The sequence below is a fragment of the Mesorhizobium sp. RSR380A genome, assembly GCF_054719385.1.
On sequence record NZ_JBTTIB010000001.1, the window covers coordinates 170,952 to 185,473 of the forward strand.

Genomic DNA, 14,522 nt, shown 5'->3' on the forward strand with positions numbered 1-14,522 from the left:
ACGATAGGCGCGATCAGCCATTGGACGACGGCACCACGCGGCAATTCTCAGGTTTCGGCGCCGATCTGCAGATGCTGGACCCCGTCAGCGCATCCACCGACTGGCGCCCGGTCGTCAGGCCGACCTCCAGCATCATGTCGGGTTCGAGCTGACGCTCGACCGAACTGCCCTGGAGCGCCCGGAACAAAGCGGGGCTGATCGCCATCTCGTCGAGGTAGGATTTGACCGCCTGCTTCTGCCCCATCAGATAGAGGCTGAGCCGCGCCTGGGAACCGACAAGCCGCCTGGCGCCACCGGCCAGCATGAGCGCGCAGGCCGAATCGCACTCGCCGTCGCCATCGACGCTCAGCCCGGCATAGGCGCCGTCCTTGGCCAGGCAATTCCACTCTGCCGGGTCGCAGCCGACGAAATCGGTGCGGGCAACGGCAACGTCGAGCTTCTTTTCATGGATGATCCGGCCCGCCGCCAGGGCGCCGGAGAGGTCTCCGCCTCGCGAGCTGATCACCACCGGCAGCCGCCGGTTGCCAAGCGTGGCGAGCAATTGGCTGAGTTTCTGCGGCGTCTGGGGCGTAATCGCGCCTTGCGCTGCAATCCATTCCGGGCAGTCGGGATTGCAGAGCGGGTTGCTGCCGCGAACCACGACAAAGCGCATGCCGTCATCGTGCGGCGCGCTCTCCGGCTTCACCGGCAGCGGCGCAGCCTTTGCCACGTCCGGCAGGCCGCCGGCTGGCTTGTTCTCCGGTATCTCCCGGCAATTCGGAGCCGGAAGGTTCAGCCTGCACAGGCTTGCGCTGGTCAGCAAATCTGCAGCGTCGTCGCTGGTGACCAGCTTCATTGTCAGCATGTCGCTGAGGTCGATCTGCTGGATGTCGCTGGCCGGCGTGCTCTTCATCGTCTCGATGATGCTGAGGTCGACACCCATCTCCTTGAAATAGGCGGACAGCTTGCGCTCCACCCCCTTGCTCATCTCGTAGGTCTTGTAGCTGCCGGTGTTCTTGCGGCTGACGACCTTCTTGCTGATGACCCGCTTCTTGCCTTTCACGATCCGGTAGCGGACCTGATACTGCACGTTCATCTGCACGATCGTGGTCGTGATCTGGTGGACGCCGAGATAGGCCAGCGGCCCGACCAGGCGCCTGGTGCCGCCGGCCAGCATCATTGGACAAGCGGACGCGCAATAGCTGCCGAGCACATAGGGGCTGCCGATATAGTGCGCGCCTCTGGCGTCGTTCTCCTTGCAGTTTTTCATCCCCGGCTCGCAGCCGACGAACCACGTCCTGCCGACCGCGATGTCGAGCTTGTTCTTGCGTATCATCCGGCCCATGGCGATGGCCGCATCGACATCGCCGCCCGGAGAGTTGATGACGATCGGCAATTTGCGGCCGCCGAGCGTTTTCAGGGCAGCCTTGAGCAGCGCCGGCGACTTGGCCGATATCGCACCCTCGGCCGATATCCATTCCGGACAGGTCGGCTCACAGCCCGCCGCGCCGCTGCGCACGACGACGAACCGCATCGGCGGATCCGGATCCGGCTCTGAATTTTTTGTCTCGGCCGCGAAGGCGGCGCTGCCCACGGCAAGCATCGACACCAGGCAGATCAGCCCCAGTGCCAACCATGGCCGACTATGCAAACGGTGCTGTGGAACCATCCGACCAAGCCCTCAACGCAATCTATACTGTAGAGGCTCACAGACTTGCAACAGAGATTGGGACCCCAAATAGGCACATCTAGCCAACGAAAAAGGGCGGCCCGAGGGCCGCCCCTATCCGTTTCGATCCGGCGATGCCGGGCTCGATTACTCTTTGATGGTGACGACGATGCCGGCACCGACGGTGCGGCCGCCTTCACGGATGGCGAAGCGCAGCTTCTCTTCCATGGCGATCGGCACGATCAGCTCGACATCGACCGTGATGTTGTCGCCGGGCATAACCATTTCCGTGCCTTCCGGCAGCGACACGATGCCGGTCACGTCGGTCGTGCGGAAGTAGAACTGCGGACGGTAGTTGGTGAAGAACGGCGTGTGACGGCCACCTTCGTCCTTGGTCAGGATGTAGGCTTCGGCCACGAACTTCTTGTGCGGCTTCACCGTACCGGGCTTGGCCAGAACCTGGCCGCGCTCGACGCCTTCACGATCAACGCCGCGCAGCAGCGCGCCGATGTTGTCGCCGGCCTGGCCCTGATCGAGCAGCTTGCGGAACATCTCGACGCCCGTGCAGGTCGTCTTGGTCGTCGGACGGATGCCGATGATTTCCAGTTCCTCGCCGACCTTGACGATGCCGCGCTCGACGCGGCCGGTCACGACCGTGCCACGGCCCGAGATCGAGAACACGTCTTCGATCGGCATCAGGAACGGCTTGTCCAGCGGACGAACCGGCGTCGGGATATAGGCATCGACCGCAGCCATCAACTCGCGGATCGCATCTTCGCCGATGGTCTTGTTGGAGTCTTCCAGAGCAGCCAGCGCCGAACCCTTGACGATCGGAATGTCGTCGCCGGGGAACTCGTTCTTCGACAGAAGCTCGCGAACCTCGAGCTCGACCAGTTCGAGCAGCTCGGCGTCGTCGACCTGGTCGACCTTGTTCAGGAACACCACGATCGACGGCACGCCGACCTGACGGGCAAGCAGGATGTGCTCGCGGGTCTGCGGCATCGGGCCGTCGGCGGCCGACACCACCAGGATCGCGCCGTCCATCTGCGCAGCACCCGTGATCATGTTCTTCACATAGTCGGCGTGGCCGGGGCAGTCGACATGGGCGTAGTGGCGCGCTGCCGTCTCGTATTCGACGTGCGCCGTCGAAATCGTGATGCCGCGGGCCTTCTCTTCGGGCGCCGCATCGATCTGGTCGTAGCGCTTGTATTCGCCAAAATACTTCGTGATCGCCGCCGTCAGCGACGTCTTGCCATGATCGACGTGGCCAATCGTGCCAATGTTCACATGAGGCTTGTTACGCTCGAATTTACCTTTTGCCATAGTCTCTTTCCTTGGACGGCCTTGACCTTCAGTTCAGTCGAATGCGGGGCGATTAGCGACTACGGCCGAAAAACACAAGTGCCTTGTGGCCGGGTGCGCTGTCCACTCGGTGCGAACCGATGATCCGATTGCGGGGATGTGGCACTGATATAGGAACGCGCGAACGGAAATGAAATGGGGGCTGCGGGCTCCAGCACCTGTTTGCTATTCCCGCCCATGTCCTGTCCCGCCCATGTCCTGGCCTTTGCCTGCCGGATGTGCAGCCGGCGCCTGGCCCATTGCCGCTGCGGCGGCGGTCTGATTTGGTTGCCCCATGCAATTCATACCGACCTCCATACGCGGCCCGCTGTTCATGATCGTTTCGACGGGGTCGTACCTCGTCAACGACACGATGATGAAGCTCGCCACAGCGGGATTGCCGTCCTATGAAGTGCTGTTCCTGCGCGGGGTCGCGGCCACGCTATGGGGCATGCCGCTGCTGTTCCTGCTGGGCTATGGCAGGCAGATCCCTTTGATCTTCGACAAACGCGTGCTGCGCCGCAACCTGCTCGAGCTGGCGGCCATCCTTTGCTACGTCGTGGCGCTGGCCAACATGCAGATCGCCGATTCGACCGCGCTCGGGCAGATCACCCCGCTTTTGATGCTGGTCGGCTCCTCCATCCTGTTCGGCGAACGGATCGGCGGCGTGCGCATGGCGCTGATCGGGCTCGGCTTCATCGGTGCGCTTATGGTGGCCCAGCCGACCATGCAGGGCATCTCGGTCTATGCGTTGCTGGCGCTCGGCAACGCGGCATTGGCGGCGGCGCGCGATCTTGCCGGCAGGCGGGTCGCGGCCGAAGTGCCGGGCATGATCGTCGCCATTTCCGCCGTCGTGGTGGTGCTGATCGGCGCGGGCGCCGCGCATCTCGTTTCCGAGCGCTGGGTGATGCCGGAAGCCCGGCACCTGCTGCTCATGGCCGGCGCCGGATTCTTCCTGATCTTCGGCCATTTCTTCATCTTCATGGCCTATCGCGTCGGTCCGACCGGCGTGGTGGCGCCGTTCTACTACTGCTTTACCGTCTGGGCGGTCATCTCAGGCGTGCTGGTATTCGGGCAGTTCCCGAATGCCCTGGCGGTCTGCGGCATCCTGCTGGTGGTCGCGAGCGGGCTGACCATCGTCTCGCTTGATGAACGCAAACGCAGGCTGACCGTCGTCGCCTGACCTTCAAGTCAACGCGTCGAAGCAGGTTTGGCCGTCCTGCGGTCAGCCAGTCGGCAGACTGGTGCCTAAAGCGTTCGCTTGCCGGAGAACTGGTGATAGGCCCACAGCACGACCACCGCGCCGATGACGGCGACGATCAGGCTCCAGATGTTGAGGCCGGTCACGCCCGTGGCGCCAAAGGCGCTGAAGATCAGCCCGCCGACGATGGCGCCGACAATGCCGAGCACGATATCCATGATCAGGCCCTGGCCGGTCTTGTTGACGATCTTGCTGCCGATAAAGCCGGCGATGACGCCGAGGATGATCCAACTGATAATGCCCATTTTTCCTCTCCATTCCCCCGCCGGCCGATCATGGTCACATGATTGTCAAAAGCTCAAGCCAACTTGAATTTCCGCCCGCATGCTCCATTGTAGCCGGCGGGACGGGCTTGGTCGTTATGGAGGATTGACCTATGGGACTTTTTGACAACGCCGTACCTGGCGGCAACATCACCAAACCGCTGATGATCGCGCTCGGCGCGCTGCTGGTGGGAAAGATGCTGAGCGGCAGAAGCGCCGAACAGACGAGTGCCGAAGAGACGGGCGAGCCCGCCCAGCCTCAAACGCCAGCCCCCACCGGAACCACGGCCTCAGGGGATGGCGGCCTGCTTGGCGGACTGGGCGGACTGCTCGACAAGCTCAAGACTGCCGGCCAAGGCAATGTCGCTGACTCCTGGGTCGGCACCGGACAGAACCAGCCGATCAACGCCAATGATCTCGGCAAGGCGATCGGCCCGCAGGTCATTCGAGAGATCGCGCAAAGGACCGGACTGGACGAGCAGGAGTTGCTCAAGCAATTGTCCACAGCCCTGCCCGGCATTGTCGACAGACTGACGCCGAACGGACAGGTGCCGCAGCAACACCAGGTCGCGTCCGCCTTCAACAGCTAGACTTCTGCGCCTGCATCACGCGCAAACACGCCCGGCACCGCCTTGCGGCTGTCGGGCGTTGCTGCGACCAGCGCCGCGAACCGCCTGGCAGTCGACGCATCGACCGGCGTGTAGACGGAAACCGAGAAATCACTGTCGCGGCCGCCCGGCTGCACGTGGCGAAATCGAACGACATCGCGCCGGCGACAGGGTGCCGGATGGATTTCCGCCAGATCGGTGGCTCGGCGATGTCGCGGCTGTTCCAGCACGTGGCGAACGCTTCGCTTGCCGCTTCCAGTGACGAAACCAGCGCAGCCAGCACCGGATCGCGAGTCATGGCGACAGTGGCAAGCCGGAACTGCGCCGCCGCCGAGCGCAAAACCTCCGGCCAGTCGACAAAGCGCTGCCGCCATTCCAGGTCGAGAAACAGCCGGGCGAGCAGGCTGCCGGACCACTCATCATCCGTCTCGAAATCCCCAAGCAGCACCGCCGCCGGATGGTTACAGGCGACGACCTGCCAGTAGCGATTGACGACATATGCCGGGTGCGGCGCCAGCCCGTCGAGCAGGCTGAGCAACGGCGCGCTGGGCAGGCCTTGCGCGCCGAGCCGGTTTCGCCAATCGAGATCGGGCCGCGCCAATTGGAAGAGATAGGCCTGCTCCGACCGGCTCAGTCTCAGCACCCGCGCCAGCGAGCGAAGCACCTGCGGCGACGCGTTCACCTCCCGTCCCTGCTCGAGCCAGGTGTACCAGGTGGTGCTGATCCCCGCCTGGGCGGCGACCTCTTCGCGCCTGAGGCCCGGCGCCCGGCGGCGGCCATTGGCGCCATCGATCCGCGGCAAGCGGTCCCGCCGCTCGCGCAGGAAGCGGGCAAGCTCATCGTGCCGTGGGCCGTCGTATGGCATGCAGTCACCTCCGATACCAGTATAAGCTATAGTCTTGTACTACTTTAAAGGAAAGCTAGGTTGCGGGCGATCGAACATCTGCCCACGGGACTTCGACAATGAATGCGCTCAATGAAATCCGTCAGATCGACTACACCGTCATCTTCGCCCGCGACATGGCCGCCATGCGGCACTTCTACGGGGATGTGATGGAATTTGATCTGCAGCGCGAACTCGGCGACAGGTGGATCGAATATCGGGTCGGCCCGAACACGCTGGCCTTGACCAGCCTCGGCATGATGTTCAACGACACGCCGCAGCAGCGGGATGCGCTGTCGCTTCAGCTGGCATTCCGGGTGGCGCCGGAGATGGTCGCTGCTTGCGCCGAGGCGCTTCAGGCCAAGGGCGTGCAGCCGGTCCTGCCGCTCACCGACCAGGAATGAGGCCACAGGACAGTGTTCTTCCGCGATCCGGACGGCAACGTTGTCGAGATATTCGCTGAGATCTGATGCGGAGTGGGGAGTTTGGAGCGGGTAGCGGGAATCGAACCCGCATATTCAGCTTGGAAGGCTGCTGCTCTACCACTGAGCTATACCCGCATCGTCCTCAAGGTTCGCGGGCTGGCAGTGGTGGAGAGGGTTGGATTCGAACCAACGTAAGCTAAGCTAACGGATTTACAGTCCGTCCCCTTTAACCACTCGGGCACCTCTCCAGCCTGCCGTCGAAGCCTTGCAACGAGGCATTCTCGCCGATCAGGTCGAAACCAGGGTTTTGTCCGAAATCAGCGAAGCGCCTTATGGCGGCAAGGCCAGTGGGTGTCAACCGCACCCCAAGGCAAAATGCGCTGATTTTGACAGCTCACCCGGCAAGCCGGCTTTCTGCCTGTATCCATGGCCCGGCGACGCGGCTATAGAAGCCGGCCATGAGCAATGACAACACGTCCAAGACCGCCAAAGACACCCACTACGCTAAGCTGCGTCGCGCTCATCGCGACGAGAAGGCCGGCGGCGCGCCTGCCTTCCGGCCGCGCCAGCCGGTGCCGCCGGGCGAGAACGCCGCCGACGGGCTGGTGCGGCTTTATGGCCTGCACACGGTGCGCGCCGCGCTCGACAATCCGCGCCGGCGGATCAGAAAGATGTTGGTGACGCGCAATGCCGCCGAGCGGCTGGCGATCGCCGACCTCGCCGCTTTGCCGTTCAAGGCCGAACTGGTCGAGCCGAAGGACATCGACAAGATCACCGGTTCGGACGCCGTCCACCAGGGCGTGCTGATCGAGGCCGAGCCGCTGAAGCCCAAGCGCCTTGACGCGCTCGGCGATACCAAACTGGTGCTGGTGCTCGACCAGGTCACCGACCCGCACAATGTCGGCGCCATCCTGCGCTCGGCGGTCGCCTTCGGCGCCGGTGCGCTGATCACCACGGCCCGCCACAGCCCGCAGGAATCCGGCGTGCTGGCCAAATCCGCCTCCGGCGCGCTGGAACATATCGACCAGGTCGAGGTGAAGAACCTCGCCGACGCGCTGGAACAGCTGCACGAAGCCGGCTTCCAGACCATCGGCCTCGATTCGGACGGGCCGGCCGAACTCGAAACGGGTTTTTCAGGCGAGAAGATCGCGCTGGTGCTTGGCGCCGAAGGCAAGGGCCTGCGCCAGAAGACGCGCGAGACGGTGACCACGCTCGCCCGCCTTGACATGCCCGGCGCCATCCGCTCGCTCAACGTGTCGAATGCGGCGGCGGTGAGCCTTTATGCGGCACGGAAATTCCTTGGAGGGTGAATGGTGAAATAGTGAATGGGAAAGCGTTCTTACCGTCACCATTCACCATTCACTATTCACCATTCACTATTCACCCACTTCATGCCCCGCCATCCGCTCCAGCGCGCGAACCAGCGCCGAATGATCCTCCTTCGCCCCGCCATTGGCGGCGCAGGAATTGAACAGCTGCTGCGTGGTCGACGTATTGGGCAGCGAGACACCGAGTGCCTTGGCGCCTTCCAGCGCCAGGTTGAGATCCTTCTGGTGCAGTTCGATGCGGAAGCCCGGCGCGAAGGTGCGCTTTATCATGCGCTCGCCATGCACCTCGAGGATGCGCGATGCCGCCAGCCCGCCCATCAGCGCCTGCCGGACCTTGGCGGGGTCGGCGCCGGCTTTTGAGGCAAAGACCAGCGCCTCGGCGACCGCCTCGATGGTCAGGGCCACGACGATCTGGTTGGCAACCTTGGTGGTCTGGCCGACGCCGTTCGGGCCGACAAGCGTGATGTTCTTGCCCATCTTTTCGAACACGGGCTTGGCTCGCTCGAACGCCTTGTCCTCGCCGCCAACCATGATGGTCAGGGACGCCGCCTTTGCGCCGACCTCGCCGCCCGACACCGGCGCGTCAAGATAGTCGCAGCCGAGATCGTTGATTTTCTTGGCGAAAACCTTGGTCTCGATCGGCGAGATCGAGCTCATGTCGATGACCAGCTTGCCCTTGCTCAGGCCGGAAGCGACACCGTTCTCGCCGAACAGCACCTCGGCTACCTGCGGGGTGTCGGGAACCATGGTGATGATGATATCCGCGGCCTTCGCCACTGCCGCGTGGCCGGTGATGCTTCTCAAGCCCTTGGCGACGAGATCGGCCGGCGGCTTCGAGCGGTGGTCGCTGGCAATGACGGCGTAGCCGGCATCCAGGAGATGCCCCGCCATCGGCGCGCCCATGATGCCAAGGCCGATGAAGCCGATGGTTTCCATTGTTTTCTCCTTTGTTGAGGCTGAGTTCCTTCGCGCCCCCTCTGGCCTGCCGGCCATCTCCCCCACTTGTGGGGAGATTGGCAGTTTCGGCGCCTCGCTCACCCTGCAATGTTGGGGAGCGAAAGCCGGGATGACGTCCGATCTCCCCACCTGTGGGGGAGATGGCCGGCAGGCCAGAGGGGGGCGCGAAGGAACGCGACTTCAATCGTAACAGCTAAGCCGCGGCACTCCCCTGCCCGTTAAGCTCCCGAAACCACCCCAGCCCAGCCTCCGTCCCCGCCTTCGGTTTGTATTCCGCTCCGACCCAGCCGGAATAGCCGATCCTGTCGATATGCTCGTAGAGGAAGGGATAATTGATCTCGCCCGTCCCCGGCTCGTGACGGCCGGGATTGTCCGCAAGCTGGATATGCGCGATGCGGCCGAGGTTGGCCTCGATGGTACGGGCGAGATCCCCCTCCATGATCTGCATGTGATAGATGTCGTATTGCAGGAACAGGTTCTTCGAACCGACGCGCTCGATCAGCGCCAGCGCCTGCTCCGAATAGTTCAGGAAAAAACCCGGTATGTCGCGCGTGTTGATCGGCTCGATCAAAAGCCGGATGCCGGCCTGCTCCAGTTTCTCGGCTGCAAACGCGAGGTTCTCGGCTAAAGTATTTTCCAGCACCGAACGATCCACGCCCTGCGGCGCGATGCCGGCGAGGCAATTGACCTGCTCGCAGCCGAGCGCATGGGCATAGCTGATCGCCTTGGCGATGCCTTGCCGGAATTCCGGCGCGCGGTCGGGCAAAACCGCGATGCCGCGCTCGCCGTTGCCCCAGTCGCCGGCCGGGAGGTTGAACAGCACCTGTGTCAGGCCGTTCTTCTTCAGCCGGGCCGCGACCACGTCAGGCGTATGATCATAGGGGCCGATATATTCGACGCCCTTGAAGCCGGCGCGGGCTGCGGCATCGAAGCGATCGAGGAACTCATGCTCGCCAAAGAGCATCGACAGATTGGCTGAAAAACGCGGCATTCTTTTTCTCCTTCTTCTGCTTGGCCCTAGGCGTGTTGAGATTCAGGTCGGGCAGAGTCGAAAACGGTGACTTTCGAAAACCGGAGCGGAACGTACTTTCTGTACGTGAGCACCGGAAGCGCAGGAAGGCGCCGTTTGCAGGCCTGTCTCACCTGAATATCGGCGCGCCTAATCGAGCAACACAATCGCCGTTGGCGCATCCTCATGGCTTTCGGCAAGGTCCTCGAATTCGGTGATCTTGTCGATTTCCGTGCCCATGGAAATGTTGGTGACGCGCTCGAGGATGAATTCGAGCACCACCGGCACCTGGTATTCCTTCATCAGCCGCTGCGCTTCCTTGAACGCGCCGGCGAACTCTTCCGGTTTGCGCACCCGGACCGCCTTGCAGCCCATCGCTTCTGCGACCGCGACATGGTCGACGCCGTAGCCGGCCTCCGGATCGTTGGCGCGGTTGACGTTCTCGAAGGCCAGGCTCACCTCGAAATCCATCGCAAAACCGCGCTGCGCCTGGCGGATCAGGCCGAGATAGGCATTGTTCACGACGACATGGATATACGGCAGTTTGTGCTGTGCGCCGGCCGCCAGTTCCTCGATCATGAACTGGAAGTCGTAGTCGCCCGACAGCGCCACGATGGTGCGATCCGGATCGGCGGCGCGCACGCCAAGCGCTGCCGGCAGCGTCCAGCCGAGCGGGCCGGCCTGGCCGCAATTGATCCAGTTGCGCGGCTTGTAGACATGCAGGAACTGCGCCCCGGCGATCTGCGAGAGGCCGATCGTGGTGACGTAGGTGGTGTCACGGCCGAACGCCTTGTTCATCTCCTCATAGACGCGCTGCGGCTTCAGCGGCACCTGCTCGAAATGCGTCTTGCGCTTCATCGTCTTCTTGCGGGTCTGGCATTCCTTCGCCCAGCCCGACCAGTCGCGCAGCTTTCCTGCCGTCTTCCATTCGGTGGCGACGTCGAGCAGCATCTTCAGTGCCGCACCGGCGTCCGAGACGACGCCGAGATCCGGCGCGAACACCCGGCCGATCTGGGTCGGTTCGATGTCGACATGGATGAATTTCTTGCCCTTGGTGTAGACATCGACCGAACCGGTGTGGCGGTTGGCCCAGCGATTGCCGATGCCAAAGACGAAATCGGCTTCCAACATCGTCGCATTGCCGTAGCGATGCGAGGTCTGAAGCCCGCACATGCCGGCCATCAGCCGGTGGTCGTCGGGGATCGCGCCCCAGCCCATTAGCGTCGGGATGACCGGCACGCCCGTTATCTCGGCGAATTCGATCAACAGATCCGACGCATCGGCGTTGATGATGCCGCCGCCGGCGACGATCAGCGGCTTTTCCGCGGCATTGAGCATCGCCAAGGCCTTTTCGGCCTGGGCGCGCGACATTGCCGGCTTGAACGGGACCAGCGGTTCATAGGCATCGATATCGAATTCGATCTCGGCCAATTGCACGTCGACCGGCAGGTCGATGAGCACCGGGCCCGGTCGCGACGAGCGCATCAGGTGAAATGCCTTCTGCAGCGCCATCGGCACGAGATAGGGCTCCATGACCGTGACCGCCCATTTGGCGACGGGTGCGGCTATGGCGGCGATATCGACCGCCTGGAAATCCTCCTTGTTGAGCCGTGCCCGCGGCGCCTGACCAGTGATGCACAGGATCGGGATGGAGTCCGCCGCCGCCGAATAAAGCCCGGTGATCATATCGGTGCCGGCCGGGCCCGAGGTGCCGATGCACAGCCCGATATTGCCGGATTTGGCTCTCGTGTAGCCTTCGGCCATATGCGAGGCCGCTTCGACGTGACGAGCCAGGATGTGGCGGATCGAGCCCCTCGCCTTCAGCGCCGAATAGAACGGATTGATCGCCGCGCCCGGCACACCGAAGCCGCAGGAAACGCCTTCCTTTTCGAGAACGAGAACGGCTGCATCGACAGCGCGCATCCTGGCCATGTCCAGCCTCCTCAAGATTGTTGGTTGGTTAACAATGCCAGTGTCGTTTTCATTTTTCAATTTTTTCAGAATAATTTTTCATTTCGAGAAAACCGCTTCTATACCCTGATTCCCCTGGCTTTTTCGTTTTTCATGAATCCGGCCATCAAAATCGATGAAAAAATTTTTCATTGCGATTTCGGCGAAACCGGCGACAATGCCGCCATGGAAACCAGCGAAAAACGCCAGCGCGGCCGGCCGCGCGCTTTCAACGGTCCGTCCGAGGCCGGTTCTGTGCAGTCGCTGGACCGGGCCTTGCGCATCCTGGCCATCGTCGCTGAAGGCAGTGGCCTGTCGCTGAGCGAGATTTCGGCGCGTAGCGAGCTCGCGGCGTCCACCGCCTACCGCATGCTGACGACGCTGCAGAACCACGGCATGGTCGAGTTCGATACATCGGACCAGCTGTGGTCGATCGGCGTCGAGACCTACCGCATGGGTGCCGCCTTCCTGCGCCGCCGCAAGCTTGTCGACCGGGCCCGCGTGGTCATGCAGGAATTGATGGAGAAGACCGGTGAAACCGCCAATCTCGGCGTCGCCGAGGACGATTGCGTCGTTTTCGTCAGCCAGGTCGAGACCCATCAGGCGATCCGCGCCTTCTTCCGCCCGGGCACGCGCAGCTCCTTCCATGCCTCGGGCATCGGCAAGGCGGTGCTGGCGCAGCTCGAGCCGGAACGCGTCGCCGCCATTCTGCGCAAGTCGGGCCTGCAGCGCTTCACCGACAAGACGCTGTCCGACATTTCGGCGCTGGCCCATGACCTGGCTGTCATCAAGCACCGCGGCTGGTCGGTCGACGACGAGGAGCGGCATCCCGGCATGCGCTGCGTGGCCGCCGCCATTTTCAACGAGTTCGGCGAGCCGATCGGCGGTGTCTCGGTCTCCGGACCGACGGTGCGGGTGACGATGGAGCGGCTGGACGAGATCGGGCCGCTGGTGCGCGACGCCGCCGCTGAGGTGACGAGGATGATCGGCGGGTTCCGATTATAATGCGGAGAACGCTTCAGCTTTTGCTCGCCGCTTCACTGTGCGGATGCGTGGCGACGGCGCCCGAGCCCGCCCCTGTCTCCCAGCAAGTCAGCGAGATTCCGATCTCGCTCGCTTTGGAGGAGACAATCACGATCGGCATTCGCCAGCATTTGCAGGATCCTGTATCCGCCAAATTCGGGACGATGCGTGCCGGCGAGCGAACGCTCGACGGCCGCCGCGAAATCCTGGTCTGCGGCCATGTCGCTGCAAAGACGTCGTCCGGTGGTCATACAACAGACCAACCGTTCGCCGCCAAGATCTATCCGGATGAAGGAAGCAGCTTCGAACTCATCGCCATGGGCGATCAATCGCAGAATGCGAGTGTTGCCCGCATCTGCCGTGCAGCGGGATTGCCGATCTCCGAACCGTAGCCCGCACCGCGGCGCGCTCAAATCAGGAAGGAGGGGCTGCGTACAGCCGCTCCTTTCCGTGTGGGGGTGCCTCCTCCTAAAGGCGGCAATAGTGGCGGTAGCCGTCATAGCCGACATAGGTGTCGGAGTACGGATCGTAACTGGCGTAGCGGTTGGCGCAGCGGCGGACGTGCCAGGAGCCACCCTCGTCGTCGACATAGACGGTGCGGGGCTGCTGGTTGAGCAGGCTGCCGAGCACGAACCCGCCGACGCCGGCGGCGATGCCGATGCCGATTTCGCGGTTGTGGTGATGGCTGTGGGCGGCCGAGGGCTGGACGGTGCCGACCAGCGAGGTGGCGGCGACGGTGCTGGCGATGAGGGCAGAAGCGATTTTGCGCGTGAACATGACGATCTCCTTGTTTCGTTGCGAGAGGCGATCCATCCGCCTCTTGATCATCTGTCGTTCGGCGCGGAAAAAGGTTCGAAAGAATTTGGGATTTTCTTGAAGGCTGGAAATCAGCCGATGGAAACCATGATCTGATCGATCGAGCGCTAAACGCAAAAAAGGGCGGCCGAAGCCACCCTTCCGCGAGGCAGGTCGTCTCGCTCAAAGGAAGATGATCACCTTCCCGTGGTGATGATGATGCTTGTGGTGATGGTGCTTGTGGTGATGGTTCCACCACCACCAGGGCTTGTCGTGATGCTTATGGTGATGGTGGTGATGATGGCCGTGAGCGGAGGACGACTGGACGGTACCGGCGAGCGCGCCGGTGGCGAGGAAGATGGCGACCAGGCCCGAAGTAAGAGTGCGCTTCAACATGATGATCTCCTTGATCGAGGCGACCATTCGCCTCTGGAGATCAGTCGCGGTGACGTGGTGAAAGGTTCGAGGTTTTAAGCGAGTACCGAGTAATCAATGGTCCGAAAGGCGTTTGCCCATTCACCATTCACCATTCATCCCATCCCAGTCACATGCCGCAGCCAAAACGCCATCGCGATAAAACCGACGATGGCGGCGATGCCGGTCCAGTCGACATTGGCGCTCTTCACGTCCCTGATGAGCTTTACCGCAAGCAGCCAGGCAATGACGACAAGCGGCAGGATGATGACAAGTCTGATCATGCGACACCCCGTTCGATGCGTTTGCACCTGAGAAATATGTAGGGATCGCATTGGCGGTTTTCAGCATGGCGGCCCGCCCACCTCGGCGGGGTCCATTAGCGATCGAAAACGGAGTTTTGTCTTTACTGGCGCACGAAATATGCTAACCGGAGCGCCATGCCCTTGTAGCTCAGCTGGTAGAGCAGCGGTTTTGTAAACCGAAGGTCGGCGGTTCGATTCCGTCCGGGGGCACCAGCAAAATCAAGACGTTAGCGAACATTCCCTTAGCGTCATCCCGCTGACAAATCCGCTCTGGGTAACAAATAGGGTAACAAAAAGCCCGACACCGTGAGG

Annotated in this window: 16 protein-coding genes and 3 tRNA genes; 7 read left to right on the forward strand and 12 right to left on the reverse strand. The window is 62.6% G+C overall.

Translation table 11 applies throughout. From position 1 onward, the window contains the following. Nucleotides 1-13: 13 nt before the first annotated feature. A complete protein-coding gene (locus ACYG9Z_RS00890) occupies nucleotides 14-1,648 on the reverse strand; it encodes a COG3904 family protein (RefSeq protein WP_023751340.1) in 1,635 nt (544 codons plus the stop codon). 147 nt (nucleotides 1,649-1,795) lie between these two features. Continuing rightward, nucleotides 1,796-2,971: an elongation factor Tu gene (gene tuf / locus ACYG9Z_RS00895; protein ID WP_023723394.1), complete on the reverse strand. Its 1,176-nt coding sequence runs from the start codon at nucleotides 2,969-2,971 to the stop codon at nucleotides 1,796-1,798. A gap of 313 nt (nucleotides 2,972-3,284) precedes the next feature. Here tuf and ACYG9Z_RS00900 point away from each other — a divergent pair, with 313 nt between their 5' ends. Further along, on the forward strand, nucleotides 3,285-4,172 hold the full coding sequence (locus ACYG9Z_RS00900) for a DMT family transporter (RefSeq protein WP_023681464.1): 888 nt from the start codon (nucleotides 3,285-3,287) through the stop codon (nucleotides 4,170-4,172). Between the two features lie 65 nt (nucleotides 4,173-4,237). On the opposite strand, the gene ACYG9Z_RS00905 is transcribed toward ACYG9Z_RS00900, so the two are convergent. After that, entirely contained in the window at nucleotides 4,238-4,495 is a 258-nt protein-coding gene (locus ACYG9Z_RS00905; RefSeq protein WP_023667446.1) for a GlsB/YeaQ/YmgE family stress response membrane protein, read from the reverse strand. A gap of 131 nt (nucleotides 4,496-4,626) precedes the next feature. Between ACYG9Z_RS00905 and ACYG9Z_RS00910 the strand changes: the two genes are divergently transcribed. Next, nucleotides 4,627-5,103 (forward strand): YidB family protein, encoded by a 477-nt coding sequence (locus ACYG9Z_RS00910; protein ID WP_023681465.1) that lies wholly within the window; start codon nucleotides 4,627-4,629, stop codon nucleotides 5,101-5,103. On the opposite strand, the gene ACYG9Z_RS00915 is transcribed toward ACYG9Z_RS00910, so the two are convergent. Further along, the gene (locus ACYG9Z_RS00915) at nucleotides 5,093-5,986 is read right to left on the reverse strand and encodes a helix-turn-helix transcriptional regulator (protein WP_023681466.1); all 894 of its coding nucleotides are present in this window, start codon (nucleotides 5,984-5,986) and stop codon (nucleotides 5,093-5,095) included. The genes ACYG9Z_RS00910 and ACYG9Z_RS00915 overlap by 11 nt on opposite strands. Before the next feature lie 98 nt (nucleotides 5,987-6,084). On the opposite strand from ACYG9Z_RS00915, the gene ACYG9Z_RS00920 reads away from it, so the two are divergent. Then, nucleotides 6,085-6,408, forward strand: coding sequence for a VOC family protein (locus ACYG9Z_RS00920; RefSeq protein WP_306413607.1), 324 nt, complete (start codon nucleotides 6,085-6,087; stop codon nucleotides 6,406-6,408). Nucleotides 6,409-6,490: 82 nt separating this feature from the next. On the opposite strand, the gene ACYG9Z_RS00925 is transcribed toward ACYG9Z_RS00920, so the two are convergent. Together ACYG9Z_RS00925 and ACYG9Z_RS00930 are read right to left on the reverse strand one after the other, a co-directional pair. Continuing rightward, a tRNA-Gly gene (locus tag ACYG9Z_RS00925) sits at nucleotides 6,491-6,564 on the reverse strand. Nucleotides 6,565-6,592: 28 nt separating this feature from the next. Next, nucleotides 6,593-6,677: transfer RNA gene (locus ACYG9Z_RS00930), tRNA-Tyr, on the reverse strand. Between the two features lie 210 nt (nucleotides 6,678-6,887). Between ACYG9Z_RS00930 and ACYG9Z_RS00935 the strand changes: the two genes are divergently transcribed. Beyond that, nucleotides 6,888-7,739, forward strand: coding sequence for a TrmH family RNA methyltransferase (locus tag ACYG9Z_RS00935; protein ID WP_023753189.1), 852 nt, complete (start codon nucleotides 6,888-6,890; stop codon nucleotides 7,737-7,739). Between the two features lie 66 nt (nucleotides 7,740-7,805). Here the strand turns inward: ACYG9Z_RS00935 and ACYG9Z_RS00940 are convergent, their stop codons facing one another. From ACYG9Z_RS00940 to gcl, 3 genes are all read right to left on the reverse strand, one after another. Beyond that, entirely contained in the window at nucleotides 7,806-8,693 is an 888-nt protein-coding gene (locus ACYG9Z_RS00940) for a 2-hydroxy-3-oxopropionate reductase (RefSeq protein ID WP_023753190.1), read from the reverse strand. Nucleotides 8,694-8,907: 214 nt separating this feature from the next. Further along, nucleotides 8,908-9,705 carry a hydroxypyruvate isomerase gene (gene hyi / locus ACYG9Z_RS00945; protein WP_023715773.1) on the reverse strand — a complete coding sequence of 266 codons (798 nt, stop codon included), beginning with the start codon at nucleotides 9,703-9,705 and terminating at the stop codon, nucleotides 8,908-8,910. A gap of 168 nt (nucleotides 9,706-9,873) precedes the next feature. Continuing rightward, the gene (gcl, locus tag ACYG9Z_RS00950) at nucleotides 9,874-11,655 is read right to left on the reverse strand and encodes a glyoxylate carboligase (protein ID WP_352711381.1); all 1,782 of its coding nucleotides are present in this window, start codon (nucleotides 11,653-11,655) and stop codon (nucleotides 9,874-9,876) included. Nucleotides 11,656-11,859: 204 nt separating this feature from the next. Here gcl and bhcR point away from each other — a divergent pair, with 204 nt between their 5' ends. Together bhcR and ACYG9Z_RS00960 are read left to right on the forward strand one after the other, a co-directional pair. Continuing rightward, entirely contained in the window at nucleotides 11,860-12,678 is an 819-nt protein-coding gene (bhcR, locus tag ACYG9Z_RS00955) for an HTH-type transcriptional regulator BhcR (protein ID WP_023681470.1), read from the forward strand. A 47-nt stretch (nucleotides 12,679-12,725) separates the two neighbouring features. Beyond that, nucleotides 12,726-13,088: a hypothetical protein gene (locus ACYG9Z_RS00960; RefSeq protein WP_245259986.1), complete on the forward strand. Its 363-nt coding sequence runs from the start codon at nucleotides 12,726-12,728 to the stop codon at nucleotides 13,086-13,088. 76 nt (nucleotides 13,089-13,164) lie between these two features. Here ACYG9Z_RS00960 and ACYG9Z_RS00965 read toward each other — a convergent pair whose 3' ends face one another. The 3 genes from ACYG9Z_RS00965 to ACYG9Z_RS00975 all read right to left on the reverse strand — a co-directional run bounded on the left by ACYG9Z_RS00965 (nucleotide 13,165) and on the right by ACYG9Z_RS00975 (nucleotide 14,189). Next, the gene (locus ACYG9Z_RS00965; protein ID WP_023667455.1) at nucleotides 13,165-13,473 is read right to left on the reverse strand and encodes a BA14K family protein; all 309 of its coding nucleotides are present in this window, start codon (nucleotides 13,471-13,473) and stop codon (nucleotides 13,165-13,167) included. A 201-nt stretch (nucleotides 13,474-13,674) separates the two neighbouring features. Next, nucleotides 13,675-13,887 carry a hypothetical protein gene (locus ACYG9Z_RS00970; protein ID WP_023695306.1) on the reverse strand — a complete coding sequence of 71 codons (213 nt, stop codon included), beginning with the start codon at nucleotides 13,885-13,887 and terminating at the stop codon, nucleotides 13,675-13,677. 134 nt (nucleotides 13,888-14,021) lie between these two features. After that, nucleotides 14,022-14,189 carry a hypothetical protein gene (locus ACYG9Z_RS00975; RefSeq protein ID WP_023695307.1) on the reverse strand — a complete coding sequence of 56 codons (168 nt, stop codon included), beginning with the start codon at nucleotides 14,187-14,189 and terminating at the stop codon, nucleotides 14,022-14,024. A gap of 158 nt (nucleotides 14,190-14,347) precedes the next feature. Between ACYG9Z_RS00975 and ACYG9Z_RS00980 the strand changes: the two genes are divergently transcribed. Next, nucleotides 14,348-14,423: transfer RNA gene (locus ACYG9Z_RS00980), tRNA-Thr, on the forward strand. Nucleotides 14,424-14,522 lie beyond the last annotated feature (99 nt).